Origin of the sequence: Paenibacillus allorhizosphaerae, assembly GCF_042659105.1 — a bacterium.
In the GTDB taxonomy this organism is placed as follows: domain Bacteria; phylum Bacillota; class Bacilli; order Paenibacillales; family NBRC-103111; genus Paenibacillus_G; species Paenibacillus_G allorhizosphaerae.
The window spans coordinates 1,230,316-1,248,201 of sequence record NZ_JBHSRV010000001.1 but is presented as its reverse complement, the minus strand read 5'-3'; the positions used below and the strand labels follow the sequence as shown (position 1 = coordinate 1,248,201).

Below are 17,886 nucleotides of genomic sequence, written 5' to 3'. Positions count from 1 at the left end.
CGAAGGACCGTTCAGTTGATACGCCAAGGTTATTTATTTGCAAGCATACGATTCCAGATCAACGATCCGGAGCCGTTCGGAAGCTATATCCACATATTAAAGCATTACTTCTTCAGTAGAGCCCAGCGGTATACGTACTCGAACAAAAATTCAAAAGCCTCGAGATGTCGTTTGGCTTCGAATGCATTGGCGCCCCAGGCGTATATACCGTGCTTACGCAGCATGATACCGGGGATCCGAGGCTTAATTGCGCCTTCGACGAGCTCGGCGATCCGCGGAATATCCGCGTAGTTGGGCAGGATCGGGATTTCGATCTGCGCCTCTTCGTCCCAGATGTTGAACGCTTTAATCAGCTCGACGCCGTCGACCGGAATGGAGCCGCGCTCCCAGAACAGCTCGGACGCCAAATTGTTGAATACCGTATGTACGTGAAAAATCGCGCCGCACCCGGTATGCTTGTAAATCTCGCAATGAATGAGCGTTTCCGCCGACGGTTTCAGGCCGGTCGCCTCGATCGGCTTGCCGTCCTGATCGACGAGCAGGTAGTCCGATGGCGTATTGACGGATTTGTCTTTACCGCTGGCCGTAATGGCAAAAGCGAACTGCTCCTTCAAAAAAGCACCCGTACGGATCGACAGATTGCCGCTCGTGCCCGGAAACAAGCCGCGAGAGGCAAGCAGCGTTTTAATCTCGCGCAGCTCTGCAAACGCCTGCTGCTTCTCCTCCAATCGAATATCGCTGAAACTCACCGTTATTTCATCTCCTCTAACTGCTTGACGACATCGAAGAAATCGTCAAAGGTGTAATAATTCAGCTTCAAATCTTCGCATAGCTGCACAAGATGGGATCGGGCGAATACGACGTCCGCCAGCTTTGCGCCTTCAAAGTCGGTAACGCTGTCGCCGATCAGAATGCGTTCGTAAGTCTCTACAGGGAACGCTCGGATAATCGCCGTCTTGCACATCCCGCAGTCGTTATGGCACTGCTCGTCGCATGAATGCGGCCATAAAATTCGGATATGGCTGCCGCTAAAATCGCTCCCGTTGCAATAAATGTGTTCCTTCGGGATTGGAAACGCCGACAGGACCGGGTACACGAAAAAGTCGATCCCGCCGCTTGTCACGTAGAATAGGACGTTTTCGTTGCGGCAGTAATCGAGCAGCTTCTGAAATCCGGCGCGAATCGTTACGTTACCGATGGCGTAATCGATAATTTCCTGCTTGCGGGAAGTCGGCAGCAGGGCGAACATGCGCCCTACGCCTTCACGAACCGATATTTGCTTCGATATGACCTGATTGACCAGCTCGTCCCATCCTGGGGGCTGAAAATGCTTCATAATCGCTACGATGTTATCGTTGACGGTAATCGTCCCGTCAAAGTCGCAAAAGATGACCCGCCGCTTGCTCATTCTTTTAGCCCCCATGCGTCGATTGCCGCTTGCAGCTCGGGGTGTCTGTCCGCGGCGTACTGCCGGAGCGATGTGCCGGACAAGCACCCGTCAATCGCCTGGCGGAACGCGCGTCCGCCGGCGGCTGCGCCCATCGGATGGCCGTGTACGCCACCTCCGGCGTTCACGACGACTTCGCTGCCGAAGTCTTTCAGAATCAGCGGGACGAGGCCAGGATGAATACCGGCCGACGGAACGGGGAAGCTGCGCTTCAGCGGCGCGGCGGCATCGGTCAACAGCGCTTCCTTGATCGCCATGTTCTCTTCGCGCGGCATGACGACCGATCCGTACGGCGAAGGGAACAGCACGAGATCGGCGCCAGCAAGCCGCATCAGCTTGCCGAGCAGCACGTTCGCCGCGATCCCGTGATAAGGAGACGGATAATAGGCGCCGGCCAGCGCAGGGTGCGCCATAATCGGCACGCTTATGTCCGGGTGACGGCTTAGCTCGCTTAACGCGTCAAAGCCATACGCGAGCACATTGAACAGCAGCGCGTTCGCGCCGGCGTTGATCGCTTTTTTGGCCTGCTCGATCAGACCGAACGTCGGGCCTGTCAGGTTCGCCGCATACAGCAGCTTTTGCCCGGTTTCCTTCGAGGCTTGAGCAGCAGCTTCCATACATACTTCGACGCGGCGCTCAATCGGCGTTTGCGGATTCTCGAACAAAATCTCGTCGTCCTTGATCAGATCGACGCCGCCGGCGGCCTGCTGGTAAAATTGCTCGCGCAGTGCGGTCAGATCGTGGCCGATAACGGACTTGAAAATGCTCATGAGCAGCGGACGGTCGTGTACGCCAAGCAGGTCGCGAACGCCCTGAATGCCGAAGCGCGGGCCTGCGAAGGCGGAGCGAAAACCATCCGAGAAGTCGAGATCGATCAGCTTGATGCGTCCGTCCATCGACAGCTTCCCGAATATGGTAACGAGCAGGGCGGGAATGTCGCGGCTGAAATTGACGTCGGGATAGGCGATCTGGATATCCGCATATCGACCGGATGCCGGTTCATCCGCCACAGGCTCGTGAACATTCACTTGGACGACGCGTCCGAGATGCTTCTCCATTTCGGCTTTGCGCGCATCGGGAAGATCCGTCCAACTGCCGACGGTCAGCCCGACGGCAATGCCGAGCGCTTTTTTATGAAAATCAGCTTTTTCGTCGTAACAACGGTATGTGGCCAAGCAGTAGGCCGCATGGGTATTAGCGGATTGCAACGGAATACACCTACTTTATTTGGTTTGGGAAGTGACGGATGCACTGATGGCCGCGCCCATTTCACCGGCGCGTTCCGCACAGCGGACCATCGCTTTCGCGACCCCTTCGGCGAAGCCGTGACGGTCGAGCGTTTCGATCGCCGCCTGCGTCGTGCCGCCCGGGGAGGTCACTTTGCGGCGAAGTTCCGCCGGGTCTTCACCGGTCGATTGCACCATATGGGCGGCGCCCAGAACGGTTTGCACCGTGAGGCGGCGAGCTTCTTCAGGCTCAAGGCCGAGTTCGACACCGCCGGCAATCATCGCTTCCATCATGTAGTAAATATAAGCGGGACCGCTGCCGGAAACGCCGTTTACGGCATTGAGCAGCGGCTCGTCGACAACGGAAACGATGCCGGTGGAAGCGAACATCGCCAGCGCAAGCTCATGCTGTTCCGCGCTGACGCCGGAAGAGAAGCTTATGCCGGTGGCGCCAAGGCCGATCGTGCTGGAAGTATTCGGCATCGTGCGAACGACCGGCTGGCTGCTGCTGCCGAGAAGCCCTTTGATCGTGTCGATCGACATGCCGGCGATCACGGAAACGATCAGCTGTTCCGGGCGTACGAGGGACCGAATGCCGAGCAATCCTTCCACCGCGTCTTTCGGCTTGAACGCCAACACGATAATATCCCCGTGGGCGATCGCTTCGTCCTTTTGTCCTTGAGACGCCGCATAGCTAACGCCGTAACGCTCATGAAGCGACTCCAGCTTGGCCGTGTCCGAACGATTGATGACGAAGAGACGGCTGGCCGAGCCTTCTCCCTTCGAGGTTAAGCCGCGGATGATCGCTTCTGCCATCGAGCCGGCGCCGATAAAGGTGATTTTCGCCTGAGATAAAGAGGATGTCATCGAGTATAGCCCCTTTCTTCGTATATGCGGATTAATCGCGGATTTGGCCGCTGCCTTTGATGCAGTATTTGATGGATGTCAGTTCGGGCAGCCCCATCGGGCCGCGTGCGTGCAGTTTCTGCGTGCTGATGCCGATCTCCGCGCCGAACCCGAATTCAAACCCGTCGGTAAAGCGGGTGGAGGCGTTATGGTAGACGGCAGCCGCGTCGACTTCCTGCAGAAAGCGGGCGGCGTTTGCCGCATCTTCCGTTACGATGCATTCCGAATGCATTGTGCTGTGAAGGCGAATATGCTCCAGCGCTTCATTCAAGCCGTCAACGACACGGACGTTCAATATATAATCGTTGTATTCGGTGTCCCAATCTTGTGCGGATGCTTCATGTATGGCCGGCACGAGCTTTCGGGTATTCGCATCTCCGCGAAGCTCGACGCGCTGCTGCACGAACTGGTCCGCAATCATGGCCAGATGGCGTTCGGCGAAAGCGCGGTGTATGAGCAGTGTCTCCATCGAATTGCAGACCGAGGGCCGCTGCACTTTGGCGTTGATGGCGATTTGCAGTGCCATATCGAGCTGCGCGCTCTCATCGATGTACGTATGGCAAATGCCGGCACCCGTTTCAATGACAGGCACGGAAGCGTTTTTCACGACGTTATTGATAAGCGCGGCGCCGCCGCGCGGAATGATGACATCGATCAGGCCGTTCAGCTTCATCATTTCGTCCACGGATGAACGGCTCGGGTCGACGATAAGCTGCAGCGCATCGACCGGTACATCAGTCTTGGCCAGCGCGCCATGCAGTACCTCCACGATTCGCTTATTCGAGGAAAGGGCGGAGGAGCTGCCGCGCAGTACGACTGCATTGCCCGTCTTGAGGCACAATCCCGCCGCGTCAACTGTCACGTTCGGGCGCGCTTCGTAGATCATGCCGACGACGCCGAGTGGTACGCGGATTTTGCGGATTTGCAGACCGTTCGGCCGTTCAAACGATTCAAGCGTCTCGCCGATCGGATCGGTTAAGAAGGTCACTTGTCGAAGGCCGTCCGCCATCTCTTCGATCCGCTGCCGGTTCAACGCCAAACGATCGAGAAGGGCGTCCGAAGTGCCGTTCTCCCGGCCCCGCTGCAAATCTTCGCCGTTCGCGGCGATAATGGATTGGGCCTCGGCTGTGAGCGCATCCGCCATCTGCAGCAGCGCTTTATTTTTTTGTTCCGTCGTCAGCAGGCCCAGCTTGGGGGCCGCTTTTTTGGCGAGGGTCGCTTTTTGTACGGTCTCGCTAACCGTATGGGCTTGGCTCGTACTGGTCATCCTGTTTTCCCCCTATACGTTAGATTAAACAATCATCATTCGCTTATGGAGCAATATCTTGAACCTTATGTTTTTCGGCAAGCGTAATCCATTCGTCGCGGTGAATCACTTCGATACGGATCACCTCGATCCGTTTTTGCACTTCCTCGGTGCTCATGCCGGCTACCGCCTGCAGCTGCCACGAAGCATAATTGACGACGCCGCGGCCGATCGTCTGGCCGTTCAAATTCGCTACCTCGATCACATCACCGGGGTGGAATTCGCCGTAAACTTCCTTGACGCCGGCCGGAAGCAAGCTTTTGCCGCCGGTTACAAGCGCGAGCTCGGCGCCATGGTCCACGGTAACGCAGCCTTGGGGCTCGGAATGAAAGCCGAGCCATTGTTTCTTCATCGGCAGGTTATGGGCGTCCGTATCGAAATACGTGCCTTTTCCGTTGCCGCCGACGGCGTCGGACAAATCGCCCGGCTCCGTCACTTGGCCGATGAATACCGGTACGCCGCCTCGCATCGCGATACGGGCTGCCTCAATCTTCGAACGCATGCCGCCGGTGCCGACCATGGAGCCGGAGCCGCCGGCGATCCGGAATATGTCCTCGCTCAGTTCCATTACGCGATCGATCCGCGTGGCATCGGCATGCTTGCGCGGATCGGCCGTGTACAATCCGTCCGTATCGGTCAATATGAGCAATCGACGCGCCCGGACGAGATTGGCGACGAGGGCGGACAACGTATCGTTTTCGCTGAATTTGAGTTCGTCGACCGAGACGGTATCATTCTCGTTAATGATCGGGATAATGCGCCGGCGCAGCAGCTCGTCGATCGTCATCTGTGCGTTATGGATTCGCTTGCGATTGGAAAAGTCCGGTCGCGTTAGCAAAATTTGTCCGACGCGGACGTCGTGCCGGGCGAAAGCTTCGTGATAAGCCTGCATCAGCAGCGCCTGCCCGACCGAAGCGGAGGCTTGCTTTTCGTGCAGAAGCTTCGGCCTTGACGCATAGCCCAATTGGCGAAAGCCTGCGGCGACGGCGCCGGACGTGACGAGCAGCACGGAGTAGCCTTGACGATGCAGCGCCGCAAGCTCCCCTGCAAAAAACAAGATTTTGTCGCGGTTCAGTCCCCCTTCATCGGACGTCAGCGAGCTGCTGCCGATTTTGACAACGATCGTCTGCTGCATGGTAAGCAACCTTCTTTCTTTCTGAACTAAAAATGTACGGTGCAACGCTTCCCGGAGAAACATATCCATCACGTGCGTCCGAGACTCGCGCGGGTTGAAACATGGGCCGGGAAAAACGAAAAAGGCCCCGTCCTCTAAGGACGAAAGCCTTCTAACTTCCGCGGTACCACCTTAATTGATGAGCAGCGCCCATCCGTCTTCCGTCCCTTGTAACGGCAGGGTGCCGTCCAACTCTTCGTTGACCGTTCAGGGGCGGGTTCGGAAAGGCATCGCGGTAAATTCTCTCAGCCGGTGGAATTTACTCTCTGGCACGCGTGGACGCTTCCTACTATTCCCATCAATACGTTTAACTTTCCTATTAGGATAGCACGCCGGATGCGGTTTGTAAAGGCGTCAACCGAACAGGTGCAGCTTCTCGATCCGCTCCACCGCTTCCTGCAATCTTGACTCCGTGCTAAGCAGCCCCAGCCGCACGTACCCTTCGCCGCTGTCTCCGAAGCCGATGCCCGGCGCGACGACGATTTTCGCCTCCGTGAGCAGTCGGTCCGCCAGCGATGCGGACGTATAACCTTTCGGAACGGGCAGCCAGGTGAAAAAAGAGCCTTGCGAACGAGTCGCTTGCCAGCCGATGCGGTCCAGGGAAGCGAAGAGCGCGTCGCGCCGGCTTTGGTAGACGGATACGAGTTCGCTCACGCAATCCTGCGGGCCGGTCAGTGCCGCCGCCGCCGCGACTTGAATGCCGCCGAACAAGCTGCAGTAATAATGATCCTGAATGAGGTTGATCATCCGGACAACCTCCCGATTGCCGAGTGCAAAGCCGACGCGCCAGCCCGCCATGTTGTACGTTTTGGACAGCGTATAAAATTCCACACCGACTTCCTTGGCTCCCGGCTGCTGCAAAAAGCTGACCGGCTTCTGTCCGTCGAAACCGATCGCCCCGTATGCAAAGTCGCTCGCGACAACGATGTTGTGCTTGGCGGCGAAGCGGATCGTTTCATCATAGAAGGAAGCGGGAGCGGACACCGCCGTCGGATTGTTCGGGTAATTGATGAACATGAGCTTCGCCTTGTTGAGATCGTCCGCCGACAGCTCGCTGTAATCGGGCAAAAAGCGGTTCGACTCGCGGAGCGGCATGAACGCCATTCGCGCGCCGGACAGCGCGACGCCGGACCAGTAATCGGGGTATCCCGGATCGGGAACGAGGCAGACGTCGCCGGGATTCAGCAGGCACTGGGCGATTTCGACGAGACCGGTTTTGCCGCCGAACAAAATCGCGACCTCCGTTTCCGGGTCGAGCTCCACGCCATAATCTTCCTTATATCGACGCGCGACCGCTTCTTTTAAAAACAAAAATCCGTTAAAAGGCGGGTACCGGTGATACAGCGGATTTTCCGCCGCTTCCTGCAGGGAGCGCACGATATGCGGCGGCGTAGGGCGGTCGGGATTGCCCTGCCCCAGATTAATCACGTCGTGACCGGCGGCAATTTGCTCGTTCGCTCTGCTCACCAGCTTGGCGAAAAATTGGGTCGGAAGCTCTTGGATGCGTTCGGCCGGCCGGATTGGAAACGCGCTGACCGAGGATGGACTTGTCGGGTTCATCTATGGTTCACTCCATTTGTGTATAGTCGCTTGAAGCAATAAAAAAATACCGTTTATACGGATATGATTAATGTAACATGAAAAACGAACAGTGTATACTGGGCGGCACCGCTCGATTGACGGCAGGAGGCGCGCCGGATATAGGAGAGCCTGTGCGATAATCATCGTATCGTGTCATTGAAGTTGCTGCGCGCTTGCTCTATCATTAAGAAGAAATAATGCGATCAAGCAAGGAGAAGGGTGAAGAATACAGATGTCTCATAAAATATGGAATTTGGCGCTGCTGCAGATGGATATCGCGATCGGCGAGCCGGAGCGCAATTTTGCCAAGCTGGAACAAATGTTGGAGCAGGCGGTGGCGCACGAAACGAAACCGGACGTGATCCTGTTTCCGGAGATGTGGAACACCGGTTATGCACTGGAGCAAATTCACGAGCTGTCCGATGTGGATGGAGAGCGTACGCAAGCTGTGCTGTCGGCCTTTAGCCGAAAGCACGGCGTCATGATCATCGGCGGCTCGATCGCGGAGAAAAAAGCCGGCGGCGTCTACAATACAATGTACGCTTACGATAGGGAAGGCCGGCGGGTTGCGGATTATTCAAAAATCCATTTGTTCCGCCTGATGGAAGAAGAAAAGTTTTTGCAAAGCGGCGACCGGGCCGGGCAGCTGGAACTGGACGGCGTACCGGCCGGCATGATGATCTGCTACGACATCCGCTTCCCGGAACTGACGAGGAAGCTGGCGCTCGGCGGCGCGCAAATCTTGTTTGTTCCGGCCGAATGGCCGAATCCGCGGCTGCATCATTGGCGTACGCTGCTGATGGCGCGCGCGATTGAAAACCAAATGTTCGTCGTCTCCTGCAACCGGGTCGGCATCATCGGAACGACGGAGTTTTTCGGTCATTCCATGGTCGTCGATCCGTGGGGCGAGGTGCTGGCGGAAGGCGATGAAACGGAACAAATTATTCGCGCCAAAGTCGATTTGGGGACCGTTCCGGAAGTGCGCAGCCGCATCCCGATCTTCGAGGACCGCAGACCTCATTTGTATGAGTGAAGCTGCCAACGGCTGGCTTCGCGGCTTCTTGTGGAATGCGCGTTACGCCTGGATCAGCGCGGAATGAGCATACCTAACGTCATCCCAGGCCGATCACATCTGCGGCTTCATCACTTCACGGAACGTATCCATGAAGGCGGCGACCGCCTTCGACAAGTAACGTCCTTTGCGGTATGCCACGACCAGCGTCCGCGTCGGACGATTTGAGAGCGGCAAGTAGGCGGGAGCGATCTCGCTCCATCGCCCTCTCGACACCATATGGGGCACGAAAGCGATGCCCATGCCGGCCGCTACGAGCGACTGAACGGTCTCGATGTTGCTGCTCTCGAACACGATTCTCGGCGTAAATCCGGCCTTGCTGCACAATTGCAGCGTAATTTGCCGGAAACCTTGCCCTTTTTTGAGCGCGATAAACGGCTCGTCCTTCAGCAGTTCGAGATCGGCAGGAATGGAAGAATGCGCAAGCGAGTGATTCGGCGGGACGGCAAGGACGATCTCCTCTTCGATGACGGCTTCAAAGTCTAGCGCTTCATCGGAAAGCGGCAGCGATAGCAGGCTGATGTCGGCCCCGCCGCTCGCCGTCAAGTTTTCAAGGTTCGCCGACGTGTCCTCGACAAGCACAATCTCGATTTCCGGGTAACGCTCTTGAAACACCGGGAGTACTAGCGGCAGCACATGCGCTCCGGTAATCGGCAAGCTGCCGACGACAAGCTTGCCTTTGCGCATTTGCGAGATATCGTCCATCTCGATTTTGAGCTGCTCGACCATGTCGAGAATGTTTTGCGCTTTTTCCACGAACAGCGCTCCGGCATGGGTGACTTCCACCGAGTTCGTCGTTCTTTGGAACAACAGAACGCCGATCTCTTTCTCCAGCTTCGACAGCTGCTGGCTTAAGGATGGCTGGGCGATGTGCAGTTTCTCAGCGGCGCGAGAAAAATTTTTTTCAATGGCGATTTGCAAGGCGTACTGGAGTTGACGCAATTCCATCGGGGAACTCTCCTTTTATTGTAATCGAGCGAGAATGTGACTGTAGGATGTTATAGCAAAAACCTATCAATGCTATAGATATTATATCTTGGATCAATGAAGATGGAAATGGTACGATAGGTACTATCCAATATGCAATCATTTTTGGCATACCTAATTAATTGAGGTGGAAACGATGGCAAAAACAATGTTCGAGAAAATCTGGGACAATCATGTCATTCATTCGGAGCAAGGCAAGCCGAGCATCATTTATATCGACCTGCAGCTTGTTCATGAAGTGACATCCCCGCAAGCATTCGAAGGACTCAGACTGAGCGGCCGCAAAGTGCGCCGTCCGGACCTGACGTTTGCAACGATGGATCACAACGTACCGACGAAGGACCGTTTTAACATTACGGACCCAATTTCCAAGCAGCAAATCGACACGCTTTCGAAAAACTGTGCCGATTTCGGCGTAACACTGTTTGACCTGGACAGCATCGACCAAGGCGTCGTGCACGTTATGGGACCGGAGCTCGGCCTGACTCATCCGGGCAAAACGATCGTCTGCGGCGACAGCCATACTTCGACGCACGGCGCATTCGGCGCTCTTGCGTTCGGTATCGGAACAAGCGAAGTGGAGCACGTGCTCGCGACGCAATGTTTGCAGCAATCGAAGGCGAAGACGCTGGAAGTGCGCATTAACGGCAAGCTGAAGCCGGGCGTAACGGCGAAGGACTTGATCCTCGGCGTCATCGCGAAGTACGGTACGGATTTCGCTACCGGCTATGTTATCGAGTATACGGGCGAATCGATCCGCGGCCTGTCGATGGAAGAGCGGATGACGGTCTGCAACATGTCGATCGAAGCGGGCGCAAGAGCGGGCCTGATCGCTCCGGACGAAACGACTTTCGAATATTTGCGCGGACGCGAGTATGTGCCGCAAGGCGCAGCATTTGACGCTGCCGTAGCCGAGTGGAAGAAGCTCACAACCGACGAAGGCGCCGTGTACGACCGCGTAGTTGACTTTGACGCAGACAGCCTGATCCCGCAAGTTACCTGGGGTACAAGCCCGGGCATGGGTACAAACGTTACTTCTACCGTACCGAATCCGGCGGACTTCACGACGGAAAACGAACGCAAAGCGGCGGAAAAAGCGATCGAGTACATGGGGTTGAAACCGGGTACGCCGATGACGGAAATTCCGGTCGACTATGTGTTCATCGGTTCCTGTACGAATGGCCGGATCGAGGATCTGCGCGCGGCGGCGGCCGTAGCTCAAGGTTACAAAGTATCGTCCAATGTAACGGCGATCGTCGTTCCCGGTTCGGGCCGCGTGAAAATTCAAGCGGAAAAAGAAGGACTCGATAAAATCTTCACCGAAGCCGGTTTCGAATGGCGCGACGCGGGCTGCAGCATGTGTCTGGCGATGAATCCGGACGTACTGAAGCCGGGACAGCGCTGCGCGTCGACATCGAACCGTAACTTCGAAGGCCGTCAAGGCCGCGACGGACGGACGCATCTCGTATCCCCGGCTATGGCCGCTGCGGCTGCCATCGAAGGACGTTTCACCGATGTGCGCGACTGGAATTTCAAAGTGAAGCAGGAAGCTTAATATAAATTTTATCGATGTGAGGAGTAAACGGACATGGAAGCTTTTAAACAGCATACCGGTATTGTGGGCCCGGTGGACCGCGTCAATGTAGACACGGACGCCATTATCCCCAAGCAATTTTTGAAGCGGATCGAGCGCTCCGGCTTCGGCCAGTTTTTGTTCTTTGAATGGCGCTTTGACCAAAGCGGCAAGGAAATTTCGAGCTTCAGCCTGAACCAGCCCCGTTATCAAGGCGCTTCGGTGCTGATCTCCCGCGCCAACTTCGGCTGCGGTTCCTCCCGCGAGCATGCGCCTTGGGCGATTCAGGACTACGGATTCCGGGTGATCATCGCGCCGTCCTATGCCGACATTTTTTACAACAACTGCTTCAAAAACGGCATTTTGCCGATCAAGCTGAGCGAGGAGCAAGTGGAAGACCTGTTCCAACGCACGGCGGCAACAGAAGGTTACAAGTTGAACGTGGATCTTGAGAACAAGACGATTACGGACGACCAAGGCCTCTCCATCAACTTCGAACTGGATGAGCACCGCCGCCAGTTCCTGCTGCAAGGGCTTGACGATATCGGCCTGACACTGCAGCACGAAGATAAAATCTCGCAATACGAAGCGGCGCACGGCGCGCGTCTTGCGTACAAATAATTGCAATACGATCAGCCTGTCAGGTCCGTAAGGACCAGGCAGGCTTTTCTTTTTCGAGCGAAAGAAACGCCGCTTTTAAAGACAAGAGCTCTCCCGCTATAATGGGAGGAGCGGGGGTGGGTCATTATGATCAAACGTACATTAGCGGAAATCGAACGAATGGCGCAAGGCGAAGGGCTGAACCTTGATTACGGCAGTATATTGGCGCAAGGCGTTTCCATTGACTCCAGAACGATCATCCCGGGACAGCTTTTCGTCCCGATCGTTCGCATCGATGACGGGCACCGATATGTAGAGGAAGCGTTAAGGAAGGGAGCTGCCGCATCCCTCTGGCAGAAAGATCACCCGAATCCTCCAGAAGGCTTCCCGGTCATTATGGTCGAAGATATGCTGACCGCGCTTCAACAGTTGGCGGCCGCATATCGCCGTCAGCTCCCTGTCAAGGTGATTGCAGTCACCGGCAGCAACGGAAAGACGTCCACGAAAGATATGCTGGATGCCATATTTCGCAGGGCTTACCGGGTTTATAAAACACAGGGCAATTTGAACAGTCAAGTCGGCGTCCCGTTGACGCTGCTGGATATAAATGAAACGGACGACTTCGCGATTGTCGAGATGGGCATGAGCGAGCGGGGGCAGATCCAACGTTTGTCGCTGCTTGCTCGTCCGGATGCGGCGATCATTACGATGATCGGTTTGTCGCATTTGACGCAGCTCGGTTCAAGGGAAGAAATTGCGGCTGCAAAGCTCGAAATCGTGGCAGGGCTGAAACCGGACGGGGCGCTGATCATCAACGGGGATGAGCCGTTATTGACCGGTTGCGATACGATACGGCAGCAGAAGGGTGGGGCGAACGTAATCCGTTTCGGTCTGCAAGCCGGGAATACATACGCCGCTGCGAATGAGAAACAGTCGGATCACGGCATTTCGTTCCAAATCAACGGCCATCCGGAGGAATTGGAGCTCCCCTTGCTCGGCTTGCATCATATCGGCAATGCGCTTGCCGCGTATGCGGCAGCCGACTTTTTCGGATTATCCCACGAACAAATCGCCGAGGGATTGCGGCAAGTGACCTTGACGCCCATGCGCATGGAGCGTGTCCGCACCAGAACAGGCTATCATGTCATTAACGATGCATGGAACGCTTCGCCCGCTTCGATGGAAGCGGCGATCCGCAGCTTGGCCGGGTTGTCCGGTTACCGCCAAAAGTTTCTTGTGCTCGGCGATATGCTGGAGCTGGGGGACCGCGAGAAGGAGTATCACTTGGAAATAGGCCGAGGCATTCCAAGGGGCGGAGTCGATTACGTGTACACGCTTGGGAAGCTTGGAAAGGCGATCGCCGAAGGGGCTGTCGCCGCTTCTTTTCCTGCCGAACGAGTACGTTCATTCGACAGAATGGAATCGCTGGCTGAACACTTAATGAATACGGCGCATGCAGCGAGTGACGTCATTTTGATCAAAGGCTCGAGAGGGATGCAAATGGAAACGTTGATCGGGCTACTGGATAAATACGAACCGTAACGGGCTGAGGAGCTGGAGCATAAACCCGGCAGCCATCGTTTTTCCCCCTGGGCGTGGATGGTTGCTCTCCTCTCTTTGCTACGGGAGGAAGAAGGCCGGGTTATCCGCTTCTTGTGATCTTTCTATCAGCATGCGTTCGAACATACGTATATAATAGAATAGGGAGAGTAGCGAAGGGGGGCAGCACGAATGACAGTAGGCAAAATCGGCGTCGTGGGCGCCGGCACAATGGGACAAGGGATTGCCGAGATGATTGCGGCTCGCGGACTCGAGGTCGTTTTGATCGACAAAAATGCGGAGAAGCTGGAACGGGCACGGCAAAGCATCGAGATGAGCCTGGACAAGCAATTGGAGAAATGGGCGATTACGGCGGCGGAGAAAAAAATCATTTCGAGCAAAATTCATTTGGAAACGGATTGGCCATTGCTGTCGGGTTGCGATATGGTCATTGAATCCGTGAACGAGGAGCTTGAGCTCAAGAAAGAAGTGTTTCGGCAGCTGGATGCCTTGTGCCCCGAACCGGTTATTTTGGCGAGCAACACGTCGACGCTCAGCTTGACCGAAATGGCGGCGACCACGGCCCGGCCGGAACGCGTGATTGGACTTCATTTTGTTTATCCCGTTTCAAAAATACATTTGGTGGAAATTATAAGAGGGCTTAAAACAAGCGATGACACGTTCGCGCGAACGAAGCGCTTTGTCGAGGAAACGATTCAGACCCGCGGCATCCAGGTATACGAATCGCCCGGTTTCGTGACGACGCGGCTCATATGCGTGTTGATTAACGAAGCGATGCACGTATTGTCGGAGCGGGTTGCGAGCGCAGAGGATATCGACAGCGCAATGCGCCTCGGCTATGATTTCCGATACGGGCCGCTCGAGATGGCCGACCGGTTCGGACTCGATTCCATCCTCGATGCGATGGAACGGATGTTCCGCGAATTCGGCGATGTGAAATACCGGCCGGCCGTGCTGCTCAAGCAAATGGTGCGCGCAGGGCAGCTCGGGACCAAGACGGGTCACGGTTTTTTCAGCTACGACAGGGACGGTGACCGGATATGAACATTCTTGTCATCAATGCAGGCAGTTCTTCGGTGAAATTCCAATTGTACGACATGCGGGACGAAACGGTTATCGCCGCAGGCAAAGTCGAGCGAATTGGAATGGATTCGGCGATTGTGACGTACGAACCGGCAGGCAAGCCGGAGGTTCATGAAGTACAGGAAATATTGGAGCATACGACGGCCATCCGCAAAGTGCTTGACTTGATCGTTCATCCGGAGCACGGCGTGTTGCAATCGGCAAGCGAGATTCAGGCCGTAGGGCACCGGGTCGTTCACGGCGGCGAATCGTTCGCCAGCTCCGTTCTGGTCGATGAAGAGGTAAAGCGGGAAATTAAGCGGCTGTTCGAGCTTGCGCCGCTGCATAATCCTGCGCATATGCAAGGCATTTTGGCGGTGGAAGCCAACATGCCGGATGTGCCGCAGGCGGTCGTGTTCGATACGGCATTCCACCAGACGATGCCGCCGGTCGCATACTTGTATCCGATTCCCTCCGTTCTGTACAAGCGGCATAAGATTCGCCGATACGGTTTTCACGGCACGTCCCACGCTTACGTCAGCGAACGGACGGCGGCGGTACTCGGCCGGCCGCTCGAAGAGTTGAAGCTGATCACATGTCATATCGGCAACGGCGCTAGCTGCACGGCGATCATGAACGGTCGCTCCATCGACACGAGCATGGGCATGACGCCGCTGGAAGGACTCATGATGGGGACGCGCAGCGGGGATATCGATCCGGCGATCGTGCCGTTCGCGATGGGGAAAGAAGACCTGACCTTGAGCGAGGTCAATTCCATGCTCAATAAGCATAGCGGACTGATGGCGGTTTCGCGACTCGGCAGCGATATGCGCGAAATCCAGCAGGCGATGGCGGACGGAGACCCGAACGCGAAGCTGGCTTTTGACATGTACGAATACCGGCTGCGCAAATACATCGGCTCTTATGCGGCGGCGATGAACGGGCTGGACGCAATCGTGTTTACGGCGGGAGTGGGTGAAAACTCTGCGCCGCTGCGTGCGGCGGTCTGCCGCAATTTGAGCTTTCTCGGGGTCGAGCTGGACGAAGCGGCGAATGCGCGGCGATCGTCGGCGGAACGGGCGATTACAACGGAAACTTCGCGCGTACAAGCGTTTGTCATACCGACCAATGAGGAACTCGTTATTGCCAGGGATACGTACCAGTTGATTTTAAACCGTCGTTGTGTAGTATAATGAGAGTGGGAATTGCCCCGAACATTTGTTCAGTTCGGCAAATGACGGGGTGCGACTCCCGCAGCTATTTTTCTATCCGGGAGGAAGGCCAATGAACCGTAATTTGTCCATGATCCGCGAGGCGGGTCAGCATATAAACGAGACCGTAACGATCGGCTGCTGGCTGCATAATAGTCGCTCCAGCGGGAAAATTCGCTTTTTGCAGCTTCGCGACGGATCGGGCTTCATACAGGGCGTCGTCGTCAAGAGCGAAGTCAGCGAGCAAGTATGGGAGGATGCCGGCAAGCTGACGCAGGAAAGCTCCCTGTATGTGACCGGTACGGTTCGCGAGGATACGCGAAGCAAAGGCGGGTTTGAGCTGAATGTAACGGGGATCGAGATTATACAATTGACGAGCGAATATCCGATTACGCCGAAGGAACATGGCGTCGATTTCCTGATGGATCATCGTCACCTGTGGATTCGTTCGCCGCGGCAGCGGGCGATTCTCGTCATTCGCGCCCAAATTATTCGGGCGATCCAGCAATTTTTCGATGAGCGCGGCTTTCAACTGGTCGATCCGCCGATCTTGACCCCTTCTTCATGCGAAGGGACGACGAACCTGTTTCATACGAAATATTTTGACGAGGACGCTTTTCTGACGCAGAGCGGCCAGCTTTACATGGAAGCGGCGGCAATGGCACTTGGACGGGTGTATTCGTTCGGCCCGACGTTTCGCGCGGAGAAATCGAAGACGCGCCGGCATTTGATCGAATTCTGGATGATCGAGCCCGAGATGGCCTTCGTCGATCACGAGCAAAATCTTGAAGTGCAAGAGCAGTTCATATCGCATATCGTTGCTTCCGTGCTGCAGCATTGCCGCAAGGAGCTTGAAGTGTTGGAGCGCGATGTGACGAACCTGGAAAAAATCCAGGCGCCGTTCCCGCGCATTACATACGACGAAGCGGTGAAGTTTCTGAAGGCGGAAGGGCATGAATTCGACTGGGGTGAAGACTTCGGTGCGCCGCATGAGACCGCGATCGCCGAAAAATACGAGACGCCGGTGTTTATTACCCATTACCCGACCGGGATCAAAGCGTTTTACATGAAGCCGGACCCGAACCGTCCTGAAGTGGTGCTATGCGCCGACATGATTGCACCGGAAGGATATGGCGAAATTATCGGAGGCAGCCAGCGGATCGACGATCCGGAACTGATGGAGGAGCGTTTCCAGGAGCACGAGCTGTCCAAGGAAGCGTACCAATGGTACCTTGACCTGCGCAAATACGGCTCCGTGCCGCATTCCGGATTCGGACTCGGACTGGAACGTACAGTGGCGTGGATTTGCGGGCTGGATCATGTGCGTGAGACGATTCCGTTTCCGCGTCTGCTGTACCGTTTGTATCCATAGAACTTCGATTTTTGCACGATGCCGCTAAACTGGCGGAAGTTCCGTCGCGAGCTTCCGCTTTCACTTGTATTTTGCTTTTCGATAGGACAAGTTCGTTGTAAAGGATGAAAGGGGCAATTTGCATGAGACGTAGCGAGCAACAGGCAAGAGAGCTGCCGTCCGTGCTACTCGCGGGATGGCAGGATGGCCATGTGGATGTGCCATACTGGCTGTTCCAGTACTACACGCTGCTAAAGCTGCATGAGCTTGATGTTATGCTGATATTGCATGTTATGGCTTTCAAGCAAAAGGAAGGCAAAGACTTCCCGACGCTCGAGGAACTCAAATCTCGTATGTCCGTATCGCAGGAAAAAGTGATCGCTTCGCTGCAGAAGCTGCTGAAGGAAGGGCTGCTCCTCATCGATGAGGTGCTGGATCCGGCAACGGGCGTTCATTCGGAAAAATATAACTGGAAACCGCTAATGGAGCGGCTCGCCGAATTCCGTTACGAGGAGCTGGAGCGTGAGCGACTGGCGCAGCAGCGCTCGACGGGCGGCGGTCGGTCGGAGCGGAAAGATGTTTTTTCTATATTTGAGAAAGAATTCGGCCGGCCGCTGACGCCGATGGAGCTGGAATCGATCGCCGGCTGGATTGACAAGGACGGCTATCCGGAAGAGCTTATTTTGGCGGGGTTGAAGGAAGCGGTATTTGCCGGAAAAGTGCATTTCCGCTATATCGACCGCATCCTGCTTGAATGGCAGCGTAACCGGATCACCACCGTCGAGCAGGCAAAAGAGCATTCGCAAAAATTCCGCTCGCGTTAACGGGCG

Annotated in this window: 16 protein-coding genes; 8 read left to right on the top strand and 8 right to left on the bottom strand. The window is 55.8% G+C overall.

The window, feature by feature from the left end; all coding sequences use genetic code 11:
• Positions 1–104 precede the first annotated feature (104 nt).
• The 7 genes from mtnB to ACFQI7_RS05480 form a co-directional block, all read right to left on the bottom strand.
• Positions 105–749, bottom strand: coding sequence for a methylthioribulose 1-phosphate dehydratase (gene mtnB / locus ACFQI7_RS05510; protein WP_218097101.1), 645 nt, complete (start codon positions 747–749; stop codon positions 105–107).
• Between the two features lie 2 nt (positions 750–751).
• Positions 752–1,408, bottom strand: a complete 657-nt coding sequence (locus ACFQI7_RS05505) for a 2-hydroxy-3-keto-5-methylthiopentenyl-1-phosphate phosphatase (protein WP_218097102.1) — start codon at positions 1,406–1,408, stop codon at positions 752–754.
• Complete coding sequence (locus ACFQI7_RS05500; RefSeq protein ID WP_218097103.1) at positions 1,405–2,655, bottom strand: 2,3-diketo-5-methylthiopentyl-1-phosphate enolase; 1,251 nt, start codon at positions 2,653–2,655, stop codon at positions 1,405–1,407. Before ACFQI7_RS05500 ends, ACFQI7_RS05505 begins: the two co-directional genes overlap by 4 nt.
• 15 nt (positions 2,656–2,670) lie before the next feature.
• Positions 2,671–3,540: a pyrroline-5-carboxylate reductase gene (proC, locus tag ACFQI7_RS05495; RefSeq protein ID WP_218097104.1), complete on the bottom strand. Its 870-nt coding sequence runs from the start codon at positions 3,538–3,540 to the stop codon at positions 2,671–2,673.
• A 31-nt stretch (positions 3,541–3,571) separates the two neighbouring features.
• The gene (locus ACFQI7_RS05490; protein WP_218097105.1) at positions 3,572–4,846 is read right to left on the bottom strand and encodes a glutamate-5-semialdehyde dehydrogenase; all 1,275 of its coding nucleotides are present in this window, start codon (positions 4,844–4,846) and stop codon (positions 3,572–3,574) included.
• A gap of 43 nt (positions 4,847–4,889) precedes the next feature.
• Entirely contained in the window at positions 4,890–6,020 is a 1,131-nt protein-coding gene (gene proB / locus ACFQI7_RS05485) for a glutamate 5-kinase (protein ID WP_218097106.1), read from the bottom strand.
• Positions 6,021–6,413: 393 nt separating this feature from the next.
• Positions 6,414–7,619, bottom strand: a complete 1,206-nt coding sequence (locus ACFQI7_RS05480; RefSeq protein ID WP_218097107.1) for a pyridoxal phosphate-dependent aminotransferase — start codon at positions 7,617–7,619, stop codon at positions 6,414–6,416.
• Positions 7,620–7,872: 253 nt separating this feature from the next.
• Between ACFQI7_RS05480 and ACFQI7_RS05475 the strand changes: the two genes are divergently transcribed.
• Complete coding sequence (locus ACFQI7_RS05475) at positions 7,873–8,673, top strand: carbon-nitrogen family hydrolase (protein WP_218097108.1); 801 nt, start codon at positions 7,873–7,875, stop codon at positions 8,671–8,673.
• A 93-nt stretch (positions 8,674–8,766) separates the two neighbouring features.
• Here ACFQI7_RS05475 and ACFQI7_RS05470 read toward each other — a convergent pair whose 3' ends face one another.
• Positions 8,767–9,660: a LysR family transcriptional regulator gene (locus ACFQI7_RS05470; RefSeq protein ID WP_218097109.1), complete on the bottom strand. Its 894-nt coding sequence runs from the start codon at positions 9,658–9,660 to the stop codon at positions 8,767–8,769.
• A 175-nt stretch (positions 9,661–9,835) separates the two neighbouring features.
• On the opposite strand from ACFQI7_RS05470, the gene leuC reads away from it, so the two are divergent.
• The 7 genes from leuC to ACFQI7_RS05435 all read left to right on the top strand — a co-directional run bounded on the left by leuC (position 9,836) and on the right by ACFQI7_RS05435 (position 17,880).
• A complete protein-coding gene (leuC, locus tag ACFQI7_RS05465; RefSeq protein WP_218097110.1) occupies positions 9,836–11,254 on the top strand; it encodes a 3-isopropylmalate dehydratase large subunit in 1,419 nt (472 codons plus the stop codon).
• 33 nt (positions 11,255–11,287) lie between these two features.
• Positions 11,288–11,893, top strand: coding sequence for a 3-isopropylmalate dehydratase small subunit (leuD, locus tag ACFQI7_RS05460; protein WP_218097111.1), 606 nt, complete (start codon positions 11,288–11,290; stop codon positions 11,891–11,893).
• 126 nt (positions 11,894–12,019) lie between these two features.
• On the top strand, positions 12,020–13,414 hold the full coding sequence (locus ACFQI7_RS05455; protein WP_218097112.1) for a UDP-N-acetylmuramoyl-tripeptide--D-alanyl-D-alanine ligase: 1,395 nt from the start codon (positions 12,020–12,022) through the stop codon (positions 13,412–13,414).
• A 189-nt stretch (positions 13,415–13,603) separates the two neighbouring features.
• On the top strand, positions 13,604–14,476 hold the full coding sequence (locus ACFQI7_RS05450; protein ID WP_218097113.1) for a 3-hydroxyacyl-CoA dehydrogenase family protein: 873 nt from the start codon (positions 13,604–13,606) through the stop codon (positions 14,474–14,476).
• Positions 14,473–15,687 carry an acetate/propionate family kinase gene (locus ACFQI7_RS05445; RefSeq protein WP_218097114.1) on the top strand — a complete coding sequence of 405 codons (1,215 nt, stop codon included), beginning with the start codon at positions 14,473–14,475 and terminating at the stop codon, positions 15,685–15,687. The genes ACFQI7_RS05450 and ACFQI7_RS05445 overlap by 4 nt, the downstream gene beginning before the upstream one ends.
• Before the next feature lie 91 nt (positions 15,688–15,778).
• Positions 15,779–17,077 carry an asparagine--tRNA ligase gene (asnS, locus tag ACFQI7_RS05440; protein WP_218097115.1) on the top strand — a complete coding sequence of 433 codons (1,299 nt, stop codon included), beginning with the start codon at positions 15,779–15,781 and terminating at the stop codon, positions 17,075–17,077.
• A 122-nt stretch (positions 17,078–17,199) separates the two neighbouring features.
• On the top strand, positions 17,200–17,880 hold the full coding sequence (locus tag ACFQI7_RS05435) for a DnaD domain protein (RefSeq protein WP_218097116.1): 681 nt from the start codon (positions 17,200–17,202) through the stop codon (positions 17,878–17,880).
• Positions 17,881–17,886 lie beyond the last annotated feature (6 nt).

Coding starts and splice junctions, on each gene's coding strand:
- leuD (WP_218097111.1), top strand. CDS start 11,288: ATGGAAGCTTTTAAACAGCATACCGGTATTGTGGGCCCGGTGGACCGC.
- ACFQI7_RS05480 (WP_218097107.1), bottom strand. CDS start 7,619: ATGAACCCGACAAGTCCATCCTCGGTCAGCGCGTTTCCAATCCGGCCG.
- ACFQI7_RS05475 (WP_218097108.1), top strand. CDS start 7,873: ATGTCTCATAAAATATGGAATTTGGCGCTGCTGCAGATGGATATCGCG.
- ACFQI7_RS05490 (WP_218097105.1), bottom strand. CDS start 4,846: ATGACCAGTACGAGCCAAGCCCATACGGTTAGCGAGACCGTACAAAAA.
- ACFQI7_RS05450 (WP_218097113.1), top strand. CDS start 13,604: ATGACAGTAGGCAAAATCGGCGTCGTGGGCGCCGGCACAATGGGACAA.
- proC (WP_218097104.1), bottom strand. CDS start 3,540: ATGACATCCTCTTTATCTCAGGCGAAAATCACCTTTATCGGCGCCGGC.
- ACFQI7_RS05505 (WP_218097102.1), bottom strand. CDS start 1,408: ATGAGCAAGCGGCGGGTCATCTTTTGCGACTTTGACGGGACGATTACC.
- asnS (WP_218097115.1), top strand. CDS start 15,779: ATGAACCGTAATTTGTCCATGATCCGCGAGGCGGGTCAGCATATAAAC.
- ACFQI7_RS05435 (WP_218097116.1), top strand. CDS start 17,200: ATGAGACGTAGCGAGCAACAGGCAAGAGAGCTGCCGTCCGTGCTACTC.
- ACFQI7_RS05455 (WP_218097112.1), top strand. CDS start 12,020: ATGATCAAACGTACATTAGCGGAAATCGAACGAATGGCGCAAGGCGAA.
- leuC (WP_218097110.1), top strand. CDS start 9,836: ATGGCAAAAACAATGTTCGAGAAAATCTGGGACAATCATGTCATTCAT.
- ACFQI7_RS05470 (WP_218097109.1), bottom strand. CDS start 9,660: ATGGAATTGCGTCAACTCCAGTACGCCTTGCAAATCGCCATTGAAAAA.
- proB (WP_218097106.1), bottom strand. CDS start 6,020: ATGCAGCAGACGATCGTTGTCAAAATCGGCAGCAGCTCGCTGACGTCC.
- ACFQI7_RS05445 (WP_218097114.1), top strand. CDS start 14,473: ATGAACATTCTTGTCATCAATGCAGGCAGTTCTTCGGTGAAATTCCAA.